Source organism: Chryseobacterium indologenes (genome assembly GCF_002025665.1).
Lineage (GTDB): Bacteria > Bacteroidota > Bacteroidia > Flavobacteriales > Weeksellaceae > Chryseobacterium > Chryseobacterium metallicongregator.
Map to the genome: position 1 here is coordinate 4,348,641 of NZ_CP018786.1, position 16,070 is coordinate 4,364,710.

Genomic DNA, 16,070 nt, shown 5'->3' on the forward strand with positions numbered 1-16,070 from the left:
AAAAGTGCTCAACAGACCCAACATAAAAAAAATGCCATTGTGTCAGTTTCTTCTTCATTGCTTTTATAATAAAAAATTCCGGCGGAGCCAAAGGCTCCGCCGGAATTTTTTATTAATTAGGTTTATCATCTGTCAACTCAAATCCCCAATCTTTTCCTTTTTGGGTAGCTGGGATACCTTTTGTCATCCAGACCGGAGCTTTTGCCCCTTTAAGGTAATAATCAAAAAACTGCTGTTCGCGGATTTGAATATCTTTCCTGTTCTGACGTTTAATAAGGTTATGATCATCACCATTATAATTCAGTAGCCATACTGGTTTCCCGAGACGGCGCAATGCGGTAAACATTTCGATTCCCTGATACCAAGGCACTGCTCCATCTTTATCATTACTCATAATAACTACCGGAGTTTTCACCTGATTAATTGCAAAGAGCGGTGAGTTTTTAATATAAAGATCCGGAGCTTCCCATAAATTCTTTCCTAGTCTGCTCTGCGATTTTTCATACTGGAATTGTCTGTTCATTCCGGAAGTCCATCGGATTCCCCCATAGGCAGAAGTCATGTTGACAACAGGAGCACCACTCCATGCTGCTGCATACATATTAGTATGGGCAATAAGATACGCTACCTGATAACCTCCCCAGCTTTGTCCCTGTATTCCTATTTTAGCACCATCTACCCAGGAATTTTGCTTTAGCTTTTCAACTCCTGAATTAATGTATTCCATAGCAGATTCTCCAGGAAAACCATCTGTATATGAAATATCAGGCGTGAAAACTAGATATCCGTTGCTCACAAAATAAGAAATATTCAATCTTGAAGGTGTTGGAGCTGGTGCAACATAGCGGTTCAGATTGTCCGAAAGTTTTTCATAGAAGTAAACAATCATCGGATATTTTTTATTCGGGTCGAAATTTTCCGGTTTGTATAAAACTCCTGTGGAAGTATTCCCTTTTGGGGTTGTCCAGTTTACCAGTTCATCCGTTCCCCAGTTATATTGATTTTGCTGAGGATTGGTGTTGCTCAGTTTTTGCTGATGTGAGAAATCTGATGTTGCAAAAATATTGGGAGAATCTGTGTACGATTCTTTTACCAAAATATATTCCTCAGCATTTTTTGCTTTTTGAAGATTTCTGTAACCCCAGACATTTTCCATCTGAATTTTTACAGGATCAGAATTCTTCTGAATGGATGTTTTAAAAATCCCGTTTGCCTTGGTTGTATTATCAAACGCTGATAAATAAATAGTTGATTTACGGTTTAAGCTTTTAATATCTTTATCTAAATCGTAAGTATCGAATGTTATTTTATTCTTACGTCCAAATCCATTGGTAATGTTTCTTGGCTTTTTTGAACCGTCAAGGAAAAACTCCCAAAGATCATAACGGTCTCTGATAATTACAGATTCATCATTATCTGTCCAGGATGCAATACCATAAGAATTTGGAAAATCCGGCATATCAAATTCCTCATCAACGAAGGAAACAGGTAAGCTGGTATTTAATGGAAGGGATTGTTTTGTTTTTACATTATAACTCAGCCACTTTCCTTTTTCTCTGTCAAAGATTACGACAAATTTACCAAGCGGAGATACAGCTGCTGCTCCATTCAGATTTTGAATAATTTCAGTTCTGTCTCCTGTTTTATTATCAATCAGGAAATACGTTTTCTTTGTTGCACCTTCCCATTGTGAAGAAATACGGTTGCTGATACTGGTAATTCCCAATGCGAATTCTGCATTTCCTTCATTCACCAATCGTAAAGTATCTAAATCTTCTCCATCAATATTTCTGAAGAAATCCGGTTTTTCTGTTTGCATTACTGCAGCATATGATTTCTTCAGATCATTTTTCAATTCTTTTAGCTGTACCGTTTGCAGATAGTCATCTCTATAATTCCAGACATCTACTACAGCATGGTCATTCGCAATCATTGCCGTATCTTTTGCAACAGGTTTTGGAGCAACACCAAAGTACAGCTGTTTTCCATTTTTACTGAACAGAGGTAATCGGTTTTCAGAAATCACCCAATTCTTTTTCATCTGAGCATTCTCATTGGTAACAATTTCTTTTTTGTTTCCTTTAAAATTAAAGTAATACAGCTGATATAATTTCACCAGATCATTCTGTGCAGAAGATGTTCCCACATAAGCCAGTTGATTTCCTTCTTCATCAAAAGATAACTGGGAAAAATCACCTTCCATTTCAGAAATTTTATTTACACTTCCTTTTTGCAGATCTACCACCTGAACAGTTTGCAATGCATATTTCTTCGGCTTTGACTTGTCCGTATCTTTTTTATCTGCGGATTTTTCATCTGTTGATTCTTTTCCTTCTTTTTTATCCTTTTTTTCGTCTGGCTTTTTTGTCACAAAAACAAGCTGTTTCCCATTTTTACTGAACTCGTAGCGTACTACATTATCATATGTTGTACTTTTTCCATCCAATAGATTTCGCACTACCAACTGTAATGGTTTTACATTTTTATCTTCGTCTTTATTTTCATCTCCATCTTCTTTATCTGGAGCATCATCTGAAGATTTATCTTTTGTATTTTCCAGAAGATAAGCAACGTAAGAACCTGCCTTTTCAGGAATTTTAAAAGATTTTACATTAGGAATTTTCTCCGTTTTATCATTGAAAAAATCAACAATGGTAAGGCTGTCTTTTGTTAATTTATTTTTCTTCAGTTTTTTATCTTTTACCGCTTTTATATCTTTATACTGGGGACGGATTTGAAAAACAGCAAACCTGGAATCATTTGTAAAATCCACTTTTGTGGCTCTTGCAAACTTCTTTGAGGTTTTATTTTTAACGGAATATAAAGAAAGGTTAGAATTTCCTTCCTGAGCATCCACAGAGTAAGCAACCCATTTTCCATCATTTGAGATTTTTCTCGAGCCAATATTTTGCCAGCTGTCATAAACAGAATGGTCTAAAGGCTTTTTCTGCGCATACATCCAGGAGGTTATGATGAGCAGAATAAAAACTGTACATTTCAACTTCATATTTAAAATATTTTAAGAATTAAAAATAAGATATTTCTTCGACAAATTCACATGATGAACCTGTTTCAACTTAAAAAAATGTCAATCTGTCACATTCCTCATGGTGGTATTTTTTTTGAGAAGTATGTGGAATAATTAAAATATAAAATATGATGACTAAAGGAAATATTAATGTATCTGTGGAAAACATTTTCCCACTTATTAAAAAGTTTCTTTACAGTGACCACGAAATATTCTTGAGAGAATTAATCTCTAATGCTACTGATGCTACTTTAAAATTAAAACATTTAACAAGCATTGGGGAAGCAAAAGTGGAATATGGAAATCCAAAACTTGAAGTTAAAATTGATAAAGAGCAGAAAACATTACGCATTATCGATCAAGGTATTGGGATGACCAGTGAGGAAGTTGAAAAATACATCAACCAGGTTGCGTTCTCAGGAGCTGAAGAGTTTCTGGAAAAATATAAAGATTCTGCTAAAGATTCAGGAATTATCGGACATTTTGGTCTCGGATTCTACTCTGCATTTATGGTGGCAGAAAAGGTAGAAATTCTTACAAAGTCATACAAAGATGAACCGGCAGTACGTTGGATATGTGATGGAAGCCCGGAATTTACACTTGAAGAAACTACTGACAAAACAGACAGAGGAACAGAAATCATCCTTCATATCGCTGAAGATTCCGTAGAGTTTTTAGAAGAAGGAAAGATCCGAGAACTGTTATTAAAGTATAATAAATTTATGCCTGTTCCGATTAAATTTGGAACAAAAACACATACACTTCCTTTACCAGAAGGTTCTCCGGAAGATGCTGTAGCTGAAACAGAAGAGGTAGACAATATCATCAACAATCCGGTACCAGCATGGACAATTGCTCCAAGCGAATTGACCAATGAGGATTATATGAAGTTCTACCACGAATTGTATCCAATGCAGTTTGAAGAACCATTATTCAACATCCACCTGAATGTTGATTATCCTTTCAACCTTACAGGAGTTCTGTTCTTCCCGAAACTGAGCAACAATTTGAATATCGACAAAGATAAAATTCAATTATACCAAAACCAGGTATTCGTAACGGACGAAGTAAAAGGAATTGTTCCAGACTTCCTGATGCTCCTGAGAGGAGTAATTGATTCTCCGGATATTCCATTGAATGTATCCCGTTCTTATCTACAGGCAGATGGTGCCGTAAAGAAAATTTCATCTTATATTACGAAAAAGGTTGCCGACAAAATGGCTTCTTTAATCAATGAAAACCGTGAAGACTACGAGCAAAAATGGAATGATATTAAAGTGGTTATCGAGTACGGAATTGTTACGGAAGAGAAATTTGCTGAAAAAGCAGACAAATTCACATTATACCCTACCACAGACGGTAAATACTTCCTTTGGGATGAATTGGTAGAGAAAATCAAACCAAGCCAAACCGATAAGGATAACAAACTGGTTGTACTGTATGCTACCAATGCGGATGAGCAACACAGCTACATCCAGTCTGCAAGAGATAAAGGATATGAAGTTCTGTTATTAGACTCTCCTATTATTTCGCATGTGATTCAGAAACTGGAAACGTCAAAAGAAAATATTTCGTTTGCAAGAGTAGATGCTGATCATGTTAATAATTTGATCAAAAAAGACGAGCCGGTAATTTCAAAACTGAATGAAACGGAAAAAGAATCATTGAAAAAGAACGTAGAAGAAGCTATTCAGGATTCCAAATTTACGGTTCAGCTTGAAGATCTTGACAGCAATGATGCTCCATTTACTATTACCCAACCAGAATTTATGAGAAGAATGAAAGAAATGCAGGCGACAGGCGGAGGTGGTATGTTTGGAATGGGAGGTTTCCCGGAGATGTACAATCTTGTGGTGAACTCCAACAGTGAACTTTCCAATCAGATCTTAAAGACAGAAAATGCTGAAGAGAAAGAGAGCTTGATCAAATATGCCCTTGATCTTGCCAAGCTTTCACAAAACTTACTGAAAGGAAAAGACCTGACAGATTTTATACAGAGAAGCTATAAGCAACTTGAAAAATAATACTCAAGAGACTGTTTCATTTTGAAGCAGTCTTTTTTTATCTTTTTAAACCACAAAAGTCACAAAAGATCTTGGGCACTTAAGGTTTTTGAAAATCTTAAATTTCCACAGATGTTTGTGGAGAGTTTTTTGGGAAAACGCAAAGGCGCTAATTTTTTTATATACTATATGCTTTAAGACGTAAGGATTTTATCTCCGATAAAATTGTATCCCGCTAAGTAATGATCCATTATTCTTGCTGAAAATCTTTGATTTTCTTGCGCCTTACAACAGTATAAAGATAGAAATCCTTGCGCCTTCACGTTTTTCCAACAATTCCAAACAATATAAAAATCGTACACAATTAATCCAAATAAGATTTATATTATACAGCTTTTCCGCTTTTTCTATTCGCTTTCATTGCCTTGCTCTACATTTTTTCTGTTTTCTATTGTATAGATTCTGCTTTTTTGCCATTTTTGTATAAAATGTAGGTCATGCAAAAAGAAAAATTACGCGTCATCAGAAAGCAAAAAGGCTACACTCAACAGCAAGTAGCAGACTTTATCGCAACAGATGTATCTAATTACAGCAGAAAAGAAAGCGGTGATGTAAGAATTGTAAAAGATGAGTGGGACAAACTTGCCCGTTTTCTGGATGTACCGTTTGAGGACATTTATGAAGAGGATGAACCTGCAATAGTTATCAATAATGATCATCCCGTATTTAATGACAGATCTTCTTCTGCAGGGGTAATTACTAACCAGAATAATTATGATAATATTCCGGGAGCTATCATTGAAAATCTACAGAACTATATTGCTCTGTTAAAAGAGGAAAACGAAAGACTGAAAGAAGAACTGAAAGTTATCCCAAGAGGAAGAAAATAATACGGTTTGAAACTGTAGAAAATATTGATGTCATTTCATATTAATGTATGGAGTGACATTTTTTATAATGAGATTAAACTTCACTCAAATTACAATTCCTCCAACGGATCCCAAAACAGTTTTTTGAAATTTTTTATTCTAAGGTTTTCCACAATGATTCCTTCAGCTTCCAGCTTAGGCTGAAATTCAGGAACAGACAAAACTCCTGAACTTGAAATCACACGGTGAGCGGGGACATCCTTTGGACATCCACCCATTGCTTTTCCTACATGTCTAGAATGATTTGGATAGCCAACAGCCTTTGCTATGGCTCCATAAGTAGACACTCTTCCCTTCGGAATAAGTCTTGCCACTTCGTAAACCTGTTGTTTGAAAATTTCTTCCATATCTGAGTATTCTCTTTTTTGCATCATTTTTGAACTCTATCAAATTCAATGATGTTTCATTAAAAGATAAAGATATGAAAAAATCATTTTTCAGGCTGCTGAATGCCGTTAATAAAAAAGTTCTTCCGAAGCTGAGCAAGAAAGATCCTAATCATCTGACTAAGATCGAAAAGGGAATTCTGGCGTATCGTTATTTTGTGCTGGTGAATTCTTTGGATTGATTTTTCTGGATTTGTGTGAATGTTTTTCCCGCAGATGACACAGATTTTGATGTTGAATTTTGGGAAACGCAAAGACGCTATTTTTTTTATATACTATGGGCTTTAAGATGCAAGGATTTTATCTTCGATAAAATTTTGGATTGTTAAATCTATATAGAATCCTTGCTGAAAATCTTTGATTTTTTTTGTGCCTTAAAAATATCCACATACTTAGGAACTCTTTGCGCCTTTGCATTTTCCAACAAAATTACACTTACTTATGGTAATAAAAAAAGCGCTCCAAATAAATTGAAGCGCTGATATTGTAATCTCTGATGAGATGTTTATTTTTAAGCGTTTTCTAAGATATAAGAGAACATCAATGGTGCACAGATTGTTGCATCACTTTCAACGATAAATTTCGGTGTAGTGATATCAAGTTTACCCCAAGTGATTTTTTCATTTGGAACAGCTCCTGAATATGAACCATAAGATGTTGTAGAGTCAGAAATCTGGCAGAAATAAGACCAGAAAGGAATGTCATGCATTTCCATATCCTGATATAACATTGGTACTACACAGATAGGGAAATCTCCTGCAATACCTCCACCAATCTGGAAGAAACCAACTCCTTTTCCTCCTGAGTTTTTAGTATACCAGTCAGCAAGGTAAGTCATATATTCGATTCCTGATTTCATTGTAGTAGCTTTAAGCTCACCTTTGATACAGTAAGAAGCGAAGATGTTACCCATTGTAGAATCTTCCCATCCCGGAACTACGATTGGTAAGTTGGCTTCTGCAGCAGCAATCATCCATGAGTTTTCTCTAGGAATTTCATAATACTGCTCCAATACTCCTGAAAGGATCATTTTGTACATGAATTCGTGAGGGAAATATCTTTCTCCTTTAGCTTCTGCATCTTTCCAGATCTCTACGATATGTTTTTGTAATCTTCTGAAAGCTTCTTCTTCAGGGATACAAGTATCTGTAACTCTGTTCAGACCTCTTTCCAAAAGATCCCACTCATCCTGAGCTGTTAAATCTCTATAATGAGGAACTCTTTCATAGTGAGAGTGTGCTACAAGGTTCATTAAATCTTCTTCAAGGTTAGCACCTGTACAAGAGATAAAATCTACTTTTCCCTGACGGATCATTTCAGCAAGAATCTTCCCTAATTCAGCAGTAGACATTGCTCCAGCCAAAGTAATCATCATTTTTCCGCCATCTTTAAGATGTGCAACATATCCTTTAGAAGCATCCACCAATGCAGCTGCGTTGAAGTGCAGGTAATACTTTTCTATGAATTCAGTTATCGGTTTGCTCATTTTTTAAATTTTTGCAAAGATAAAACTTAAAAACGGAATGTAATCAAAGCACTTGAAGAAAGTGTGATAGAGAAGTATTTTTTATCATTTGTTAAATTGGGAAGGTATAAGTTGGAAAACGCAAGGGCGCAAAGGGTTTTAAAACTTTGTGAATATTTAAGGTGCAAAAAAAATCCAAGATTTTTAGCAAGGGACATTTTATCTTAGATTATTTTTTTCACAAATCACACCAATCACACATTTTTTGTACTATCTGTAAATCAGTGTGATATAACATATACAATATGAAATTTTATCAAAAAAAAATCTTTGCGTCTTAAAGCACATAGTATATAAAAAAAATAGCGCCTTTGCATTTTCCAACATTAGCTCCTATAAAAAAGCGCAGCCCAAATTGAGCCACGCTTTCATTATCATTGAACTTAATAATATTCACAAAGATTTATCCTTCCCAGCTTTCCACTTTCAGGATTTCGATTTTTCTTTCTCCGTCTTTGAAAGGCCAGTTGATAATATCTCCTACTTTATACCCTACTACTGCAAGCGCAATATCCGACAGGATGGAATGTTTATTTTTTTTAAGCTTTTCTTTACTAGACGCCACAAAAATATATTCGTGCTCAAAATCTAATGTATGGTCTTTTAAGGTTACTTTTCTTTCAACCGTTACAATATCGTTAGGAAGATCTCTTCTCAGCACTTGCTTTGCCTTTCTAAGCTCTTCAGCTAATCTCTTTTCTTCTCCGATACTCACTTTTTTTCTTCTGAGTGTATCTTTTATAGCATCATAAATTCCGGTAGTTACAATAATATGATTGGACATGTTCTTCATTTTTTTTGAATTAAAATGCAGTTATTCTCTGACGATCCAATGTAGAATACAGACGTATGACAGCCTTCTTCCCTAGAAAACTGCAAAAAAGCAATATATAAAATTCGGAATGATTCCCTGTCTTGGATCCTGACAGGGCTTAAATAATGAAGTCCTTAGAACTTTTCAGAAAAGAATCTGTATGAAGATAAAGTAAAGACAGCAGCAATCCTGACCGGCGGTGTTCTGCAGATAAAAAGATTGTTGCTGTCATTATCAATTATTATTAATTCAAACAAAGATACACCTTAAAAACGGAATGTAGCGGCTGCACTTAAAGAAACTCTATGTAAACCTTCTTTTTGATCATCATCAAATTTATAGGTTACTCCATTAAACTTCATTTTATTCAGGGTACCTCCACTTAAACCAACTTTTGGCCCTATAAGAAAGTTTTTACTGACCTGATATCGGTAACCAAAATCAATTTCTGCTCCGAAAGTACTTCCTGTACCTTTTACATCTCCTGTTTTGGTAGTATAAGATAGTACTCCCAATGCAATATCTGCAAATACTTTATGTCTGGTAGGCGAATTATCATTTGAAATAAGCCCGGAAACTCCAAAAAACGTAATATTATCCTTTGTAGTCACAGGAACAGATACTGGCATTCCATTTACATAGCCAAGCAAAAACCCGTCACTGGATGCACTGTAATGAGAATATTTTAAACCAAGCCCAAACCCGTTATTTACTTCATAATGGGCTGCGATATCAAAGTTCACTCCGTTTTTAAGATCTTTTACATAGTCTTTTTCTTCCTTACTAAGTCCGGAAATTGTTTTTGCTGTTCTCCATGCATACCCTACGGAAGGTCTGATAGAAAATTTCTGAGCGAAAGACATGGTAGAGATTGAGAATACTCCAACTAAGATTAATTTTTTTATCATGGTTTTAAAAGTTTCCGGCAAAAATAAAGTTTTCTACCGGACAAACAAATTAAAACCTGAAACGTCTGTTTTCTTTTTTGTCTGAAAGCTTTTTCTTATTATCCAGTCTTTTTTGTTTCTGCCCTTTTGAAGGTTTAGTTGCAGTTCTCTTTTTGGGGACAATAAGTGCTTTGTTTACAATTTCAATTATTTTTTCAATGGCTTTATTCTTATTCATCAGCTGGGTTCTGCTCTCGGAAACCGTGAGGAATAAAAAGCCATCTGCATTGATTCTGTTTTTCAGTTTATGCTGAATCAATACTTTTTCATCTTCATTAAAAAATTCTGAAGCTTCTACTTTCCAAAGTACGGTAACGGCAGTCTCCACTTTATTCACATTTTGTCCGCCAGCACCACTGCTGCGGGAAGTTTTGAAGCTGAGTTCTTTTGAAAAGTTTTTCATTTTTTAAAGATTTTGAGATATTAGAATCAAGAGCCAAGACTAGAGATTTAAATTTTTATAGAGTTCCATTCTGCTTACTTTTCCATTAGGTGTTCTTGGAATTTCATCCATAAAAATAATGTCTTTTGGCTTGTGGTAACTCTTTTCAAAGGGCGTTTCCGTAATTTTCTTTATTACCTCATCAGATTTATTTCCTTCAATAATGAGTACCAGTTTCTGTCCCAAAGTTTCATCCGGCAAACCCACAAATACAGCTTCGTTCGGGATTTCTTTTTTCACTAATGCTTCAAGTGTTTCCGGGAAAATTTTTGCGCCTCCGGAATTAATCACATTGTCAATTCTTCCGAGAAATTTAAACTGTTTTTCATCCTTAATATTAACTAAATCATTAGTTTGCAATTCTTCAGCATTTACATTCGGAGCAAAGATCTTCAGACAACCTCTCTCATCCAAAGAAATGGACACATTTTCAAAAACGGTGAAATAATCTTCCTGCTCAGGCATCAATTGCTTTAAACCAATATGAGAAAGGGTTTCAGACATTCCATAGGTTTCAAAAATACGGTTTGAAGCACTAAGATTCATCTGCAGAATTTTATTTTTCAGGCTTTCTGAAACAGCGGCACCTCCAATGATCAGGTTTTTAATCAGATGGAGTTTTTCCAGTGAGTTTTCTACCTGAAGCGGTGTCATCGCACAAAAGTCTATTTCTTTATCCAGATCTTCAACAGGTTTTAAAGAAGGATCAGCAATTTTTAATTTTAATTTCCTTTCTATAGAACGTACAATCATCATTTTCCCAGAGATATATTCTACAGGCAGGCAGAGTAATGTGGTATCGCCTTCTTTTAATCCTAAAAAATTACAGGTCATGACTGCAGAGTTGACCATTTTCTTTTTCTCAATTTCAAAAATTTTTGGTACTCCGGTAGAACCTGAAGTCTGGACATCTACTCCTGTTTTTTCTGAAAACCATTCCTCCAGAAAAATTTTCACTTTCTTTTCAAATTCGGTATCGAATGATAATTGATTAATATTGAGATTATTGAAGTCTATCAGCATATTTTCCGTAAATAAATTCTACAGTAAATTTAAAAAAAAAATCAAAAAGTTCTTGTATATAAAGAAAAAAGCTGTAAATTTGCACCACTAAAACAAACAGACTCATGGTGTAGCGGTAACACTACTGATTTTGGTTCAGTCATCTGGGGTTCGAATCCCTGTGAGTCTACAAACCACTCTTTTTTAAGGGTGGTTTTTGTTTTTATAACTATCGTTTATTTCTGAGTGAATTCAGAATAAACAATTTAAAACTATAACTATGAAGAAACACTATTTCTTATTCTTTTCAATCATCAGTATTTTTCTGAATGCCCAAAGCTTTAGCCTGGATCCCACCTTCGGAAATGGCGGTTATTGTATGTTTGACAATTTTGATTTAATGTCTGATGCTGTATTGCTTCCGGATGGTCAATTCATTACTGCAACATCAACGGGTTCTATCACCATCAGAAAAGTAAACCAAAGCGGAATTCTTGACAGCACTTTCGGAGAAAAGGATTATGATATGGGCAGCAATTCACTGGATAAAAGTGAATCTATCAAAAGGATGATTTTAAATAATAATAAAATATTGATCTATGGAAGAGTAAACGCCACGCCAACTCACAGCTTATATGATTGGTTTTTAACCAGAATTAATCTGGATGGATCTCTGGACACCAGCTTTGGCAACAATGGTTTTACCACTCAATCTGTGGGTCAAAATGGTACAGTGAATGATTTTACGGTAGATCAGAATGGAAACAGTTACCTTCTTATTTCCAACATGGGTTCTTATATGGTAAAAGTAAACCAGAATGGTGTAATTGATAATAATTTCGGCACCAATGGAAAGTTATCGCTTAATACGTTTTATCCTAATAAATTTTATATCCAGAACGACGGAAAATTGGTTATGGCAGGGACTAAAACCAATCCATTAACTAACACTCAGGATTCTTATATAGAACGAAGATTAGCTGATGGAACCTATGATTCTACATTTGGCAACAATGGAGCTATTTTTATTCCCAATACTGAGGCTTCTTCAGTCCGAGATTTTGAATATGATTATACAAATAATTCCATTTTACTGTTACATCAGAAAAATTCACCATCTCGAGGTACATTCTTCTTAACTAAAATCCAAATTTTAAATGGATCTTTTGTTTCGGGATTCGCTAATAATGGAAAAACTCCAGACTATTCATTTCTCACTGCTAAGCAATTAGCATTGGGACAAATTACCGTATTACCCAATTCAAAAATAATAGTAACAGGAGGTATAACAAATATGTATAATGGCACCCCGAATCTTGTTGCACAATTATTTGTAACAAGACTGAATGCTAATGGAACTGTAGATTATACCACTTCAAGTGCGGGCTTTCAATATTTTATGGCTGCGCCTCCTACTACTTCGCTAAGGGCCGATTATATTCATAAATTGTTTAATCTGAATGATGGTTCACTTGTGCTTTGCTATTCCGGAGGCAGTGTAACACATGGCGATAAATCTTTTTTGACAAAGTTTAACAGCGGTTTTCTAGGAATTGATAATATTTCTGTGAAAGATTATAATACTTTTACCCTTTATCCTAATCCGGCCGGGGATCATATTACCATACAAAATAAAAAACAGGGTAATGAAAGTTTTGAGTACAGTATTTTTGATATGTCCGGGAAAATAGTTCAAAATGGTTCATCAAGATTCAATGAATCAATAAATGTTCAAAGGTTAGAAAAAGGGAATTATATGATCTGGTTTGAAACTAAAAAAAGAGGCAGACAATCTTTAAAATTAATAAAGAAATAAAAGCAAAAACCATCCTAAAAAGGATGGTTTTTGCTTTTATTTCTATTTTTCAGACTTCTATTTTAATAATTACAATTCGAAATTATAATTATAGTAATCACTCACATAATCTTTCAAGCACGAACTTTAAAAGTTGATCCCGAATATTACTCTATTTTTATTTTCTTTAAAAAGCTATGGTATTCTATTTTTTACTTCATGTTATTTTCAATAATAAAAACGTCTATCTTTTGACAGGAGTTTTTTCTATTCTTCTAAAGAAGGACAATAGATATTGAAATCAAACTCTGCATCTACTTCTCTTACAAAAGCATTATATCTTTTATCAAGCTGTACATAAGGAGCACTTTCTTCTCTATTATTTAGAAACAGTGCACAAGAAAATTCACAATAATATTTTTTTGCATATTCTCTTAGAACAGGAATTTTAGGTTCAAGAACATCTAAAATTTTATCCATTTGCTCCTTAAAATCATCTCCATTCCCGTATGATGCACTATATACCCACCCATTTCTCTTTGATATTCTTGGAGATTTTGGATTTATTTGCTTTCCTTTAATATAAACCTTATAGGGTACCAAGCTTAAAGATTCTGTTATTTCTGAATCATTTATATCTTCATAATCCCAAATATTAAAGCGTAGATTCAAATCATTTTTTATCATAATTATTAAGTTTGTTTTATATCAAACATTGGTTGTGTGTAGTAGTTTTGAGAGTTGTGATATTAGCAGGAAGAACTCTTAAAGATATACCCTATTGCAATAGCCTTTTAGATATTAAAAATTTCTGCATTGGTAAGACAGAGTTATCTTTTATATTATGATGAGACTTGTGAAATTAGTTTTCTATTCAAAATTTGAGTTTTCAGACACAAATTTAACATTATTAAATATATTATTGATATTTAACACGAGCATCAGACTACATAACAGTATCTTTAATAACAAGTTCCAATATCAATAATCATTGAAGATTTTTGCTTAGTATACAAAAAAAAGACCCTTTACAAGGCCTTTTATATTGAGAAATAATAGTATTATTTATTTTTTAAGATCATCAATTTCCTCCTGAATAGATTGGATTCTGTCTCTTAGTTCCTTGCTTATTTTTCCAGGAATCTTTTTAACTTTTCTTAAATCTAAGGCCAACATAATTGAAGCAATTCCCATGAAGATAAATGCAACACCGGTAAGGGTAACCAATGAAAACCCCGTAAACACCGGATTAAATATGAGCAGTAGAGAAAAGATAATTCCTCCGACACTGGCAAGGGCTACATTTCCCCAACTCATTATCCTCATACTTTTCAAGTCAAATGCAAAACCTAATAATTGAAAAGAACGGAACAGCAAAGTAAATCCGATCACAAATGGAAGCACTGTCATTGAAATCTGAGGATTCGCGATAAGATAAACTCCTATGGCGGTTGTTAGTAATCCGCTTACAAGAAACCAGCCCCAACCCTGCAGAGATTTACTGTTTTGTAAGGAAAAAAATATCTCTGTAATTCCTGAAAACAGGAATGAAACACTGAAAAAAATAGAAAGTGTAACATACGTTGCCAGAGGTACGCTGAATACATAAAAACCACAGATAAGGAAAAGAATTCCGAAGATTAATGGAATATACCAATGTTTCACTGTATTGGTAAGGGTTTGAAATAAATTGGCCATAGGTGTCTTTTTTGGTCCTGCCTACTTTTTGTAACGGTTTTCGGCTTCTCCGCAGGTATTTCAAACAGATTATAATATTCACCTGAATTTGAAATATAACCTCTTACTAATATACGAAAAATAACCGAAAAACCCTTCAGATTCTGTGATTTGTTATGATAAAAAAATCAGGTGGAATTAATTTATTCAATTGATTCCACCTGACTGATGTACAAAAAAATTACTTTGTTATTTGAATTTATTTTGATGAACTTCCAGCAGGTTGCTGTTGGGTTACACAGTGAACCATTCCTCCGTTTTCATACAGATTTCTTACATCTATTCCTATTACTTTTCTATTTGGATACTGATCCTGAATAATTTTATTGGCAATGGTATCATTAGGATCTCCATAGTTGGGAACCAATACCACTGTATTAGCTACGTAATAGTTTACATAAGACCCGCTTTCGTCAAGTTGTTTTCCGTAGGCTGTTTTCACTTTGTTTTTGGTAGCCGGCACGTAGACCTTCTTATATTCTTTTCCATTGACATTCGTTGCTGTATAAAGCGTATTGACATCTTTCTCAGAAAGTCCAAGCTCAAGAAGATCGTTGTCTTTCATGGTAATCATGGTATTATGGTTGATAAATTTCATAAAACCATCAATGTGCATATCGGTAACATCTAACCCTGTTACTCCATCCAGCCAGATCACTTTTGAAACTCCGTAGTAAGTTTCAAACATTTCTTCGGCTTCTTCCTGCGTGATATCTTTATTTCTGGTAGCACCTTTTTTCTGACTGATAACTGAACTTTTACAAGCCATTAAAACTCCGTTTCCATCAGTTTCCACAGATCCTCCTTCATTCACCATTTCATCATTCAGATTGATCACTTTTATACCTAGATCTGATCCAATCTTTTGTGGAATTTCATCACAGTTTCCAAAATCAAATTTTTCACCCCAGCCATTGAATCCCCAATCTTCAATGAGAACATTTCCTTTCTTATCTTTTACGAAAATAGGTCCATTATCTCTGATCCATACATCATCGGTAGGATACACTTTGAAATCAACATTTTTCATTGGAACTTTGTTCTCTTCCAAAAGACGGGTAATTCTGTTTTTCTCTTCATTATTATAGGCAATTATGTGAACTTTCTCGCCGGACTGAAGGGCCTTTGTCATGTCTACCCATGTCTGTTCTACCCTTTTACGGTAAGTCATTCCGTGTTGATAATGATGCGGCCATTGTAGCCATGTTCCTTCATGTTTTGAAGATTCTTCGGGAAAATAATAGTCTGTCTGTGCCATATTGAATATAAAGCTCAATACTAAAGTGAGTGTGAATAATTTTTTCATATCATTAAAATTTCTTTTCAATTAATACCTCCAAATTAGTAATGGCTGTGTAGAAATCCGTGACCAGGAAAAAAGAGTAATAAGATGAGGAGAAATATATTTTTCATTCTATTTGTTTTTTTTAGTTTTACACTACAACTTCATCATTGTGTTGAT

The 16,070-nt window shown here is 34.4% G+C and carries 14 protein-coding genes and 1 tRNA gene; 5 read left to right on the forward strand and 10 right to left on the reverse strand.

Annotated features, from left to right (window positions below; genetic code table 11):
* Positions 1 to 112 precede the first annotated feature (112 nt).
* Entirely contained in the window at positions 113 to 3,007 is a 2,895-nt protein-coding gene (locus BUE84_RS19620) for an alpha/beta hydrolase family protein (protein ID WP_079243154.1), read from the reverse strand.
* Positions 3,008 to 3,159: 152 nt separating this feature from the next.
* Between BUE84_RS19620 and htpG the strand changes: the two genes are divergently transcribed.
* Together htpG and BUE84_RS19630 are read left to right on the forward strand one after the other, a co-directional pair.
* On the forward strand, positions 3,160 to 5,052 hold the full coding sequence (htpG, locus tag BUE84_RS19625) for a molecular chaperone HtpG (RefSeq protein ID WP_079243155.1): 1,893 nt from the start codon (positions 3,160 to 3,162) through the stop codon (positions 5,050 to 5,052).
* Between the two features lie 476 nt (positions 5,053 to 5,528).
* Positions 5,529 to 5,921 carry a helix-turn-helix transcriptional regulator gene (locus BUE84_RS19630; RefSeq protein ID WP_079243156.1) on the forward strand — a complete coding sequence of 131 codons (393 nt, stop codon included), beginning with the start codon at positions 5,529 to 5,531 and terminating at the stop codon, positions 5,919 to 5,921.
* An 89-nt stretch (positions 5,922 to 6,010) separates the two neighbouring features.
* Here the strand turns inward: BUE84_RS19630 and BUE84_RS19635 are convergent, their stop codons facing one another.
* On the reverse strand, positions 6,011 to 6,307 hold the full coding sequence (locus BUE84_RS19635; RefSeq protein ID WP_079243984.1) for an MGMT family protein: 297 nt from the start codon (positions 6,305 to 6,307) through the stop codon (positions 6,011 to 6,013).
* A 74-nt stretch (positions 6,308 to 6,381) separates the two neighbouring features.
* Here BUE84_RS19635 and BUE84_RS24580 point away from each other — a divergent pair, with 74 nt between their 5' ends.
* On the forward strand, positions 6,382 to 6,528 hold the full coding sequence (locus tag BUE84_RS24580; protein ID WP_165791608.1) for a hypothetical protein: 147 nt from the start codon (positions 6,382 to 6,384) through the stop codon (positions 6,526 to 6,528).
* Positions 6,529 to 6,857: 329 nt separating this feature from the next.
* On the opposite strand, the gene BUE84_RS19645 is transcribed toward BUE84_RS24580, so the two are convergent.
* The 5 genes from BUE84_RS19645 to BUE84_RS19665 all read right to left on the reverse strand — a co-directional run bounded on the left by BUE84_RS19645 (position 6,858) and on the right by BUE84_RS19665 (position 11,097).
* Positions 6,858 to 7,832 (reverse strand): deoxyhypusine synthase family protein, encoded by a 975-nt coding sequence (locus BUE84_RS19645; RefSeq protein WP_047097747.1) that lies wholly within the window; start codon positions 7,830 to 7,832, stop codon positions 6,858 to 6,860.
* Positions 7,833 to 8,274: 442 nt separating this feature from the next.
* A complete protein-coding gene (locus tag BUE84_RS19650; protein WP_079243158.1) occupies positions 8,275 to 8,655 on the reverse strand; it encodes a GreA/GreB family elongation factor in 381 nt (126 codons plus the stop codon).
* A gap of 296 nt (positions 8,656 to 8,951) precedes the next feature.
* Complete coding sequence (locus BUE84_RS19655; protein ID WP_145953305.1) at positions 8,952 to 9,593, reverse strand: outer membrane beta-barrel protein; 642 nt, start codon at positions 9,591 to 9,593, stop codon at positions 8,952 to 8,954.
* 49 nt (positions 9,594 to 9,642) lie between these two features.
* Positions 9,643 to 10,035: an alternative ribosome rescue aminoacyl-tRNA hydrolase ArfB gene (gene arfB, locus BUE84_RS19660; RefSeq protein WP_079243160.1), complete on the reverse strand. Its 393-nt coding sequence runs from the start codon at positions 10,033 to 10,035 to the stop codon at positions 9,643 to 9,645.
* Between the two features lie 39 nt (positions 10,036 to 10,074).
* Entirely contained in the window at positions 10,075 to 11,097 is a 1,023-nt protein-coding gene (locus BUE84_RS19665) for an AMP-binding protein (RefSeq protein ID WP_079243161.1), read from the reverse strand.
* Between the two features lie 98 nt (positions 11,098 to 11,195).
* Between BUE84_RS19665 and BUE84_RS19670 the strand changes: the two genes are divergently transcribed.
* Positions 11,196 to 11,266 (forward strand) — tRNA-Gln (locus tag BUE84_RS19670).
* Positions 11,267 to 11,356: 90 nt separating this feature from the next.
* Entirely contained in the window at positions 11,357 to 12,892 is a 1,536-nt protein-coding gene (locus BUE84_RS19675; RefSeq protein ID WP_079243162.1) for a T9SS type A sorting domain-containing protein, read from the forward strand.
* Positions 12,893 to 13,138: 246 nt separating this feature from the next.
* Here BUE84_RS19675 and BUE84_RS19680 read toward each other — a convergent pair whose 3' ends face one another.
* From BUE84_RS19680 to BUE84_RS19690, 3 genes are all read right to left on the reverse strand, one after another.
* Positions 13,139 to 13,558 (reverse strand): DUF4279 domain-containing protein, encoded by a 420-nt coding sequence (locus BUE84_RS19680; protein ID WP_079243163.1) that lies wholly within the window; start codon positions 13,556 to 13,558, stop codon positions 13,139 to 13,141.
* A 378-nt stretch (positions 13,559 to 13,936) separates the two neighbouring features.
* A complete protein-coding gene (locus BUE84_RS19685) occupies positions 13,937 to 14,569 on the reverse strand; it encodes an HdeD family acid-resistance protein (RefSeq protein WP_079243164.1) in 633 nt (210 codons plus the stop codon).
* A gap of 238 nt (positions 14,570 to 14,807) precedes the next feature.
* Positions 14,808 to 15,914: an agmatine/peptidylarginine deiminase gene (locus BUE84_RS19690; RefSeq protein ID WP_079243165.1), complete on the reverse strand. Its 1,107-nt coding sequence runs from the start codon at positions 15,912 to 15,914 to the stop codon at positions 14,808 to 14,810.
* Between the last annotated feature and the right edge of the window lie 156 nt (positions 15,915 to 16,070).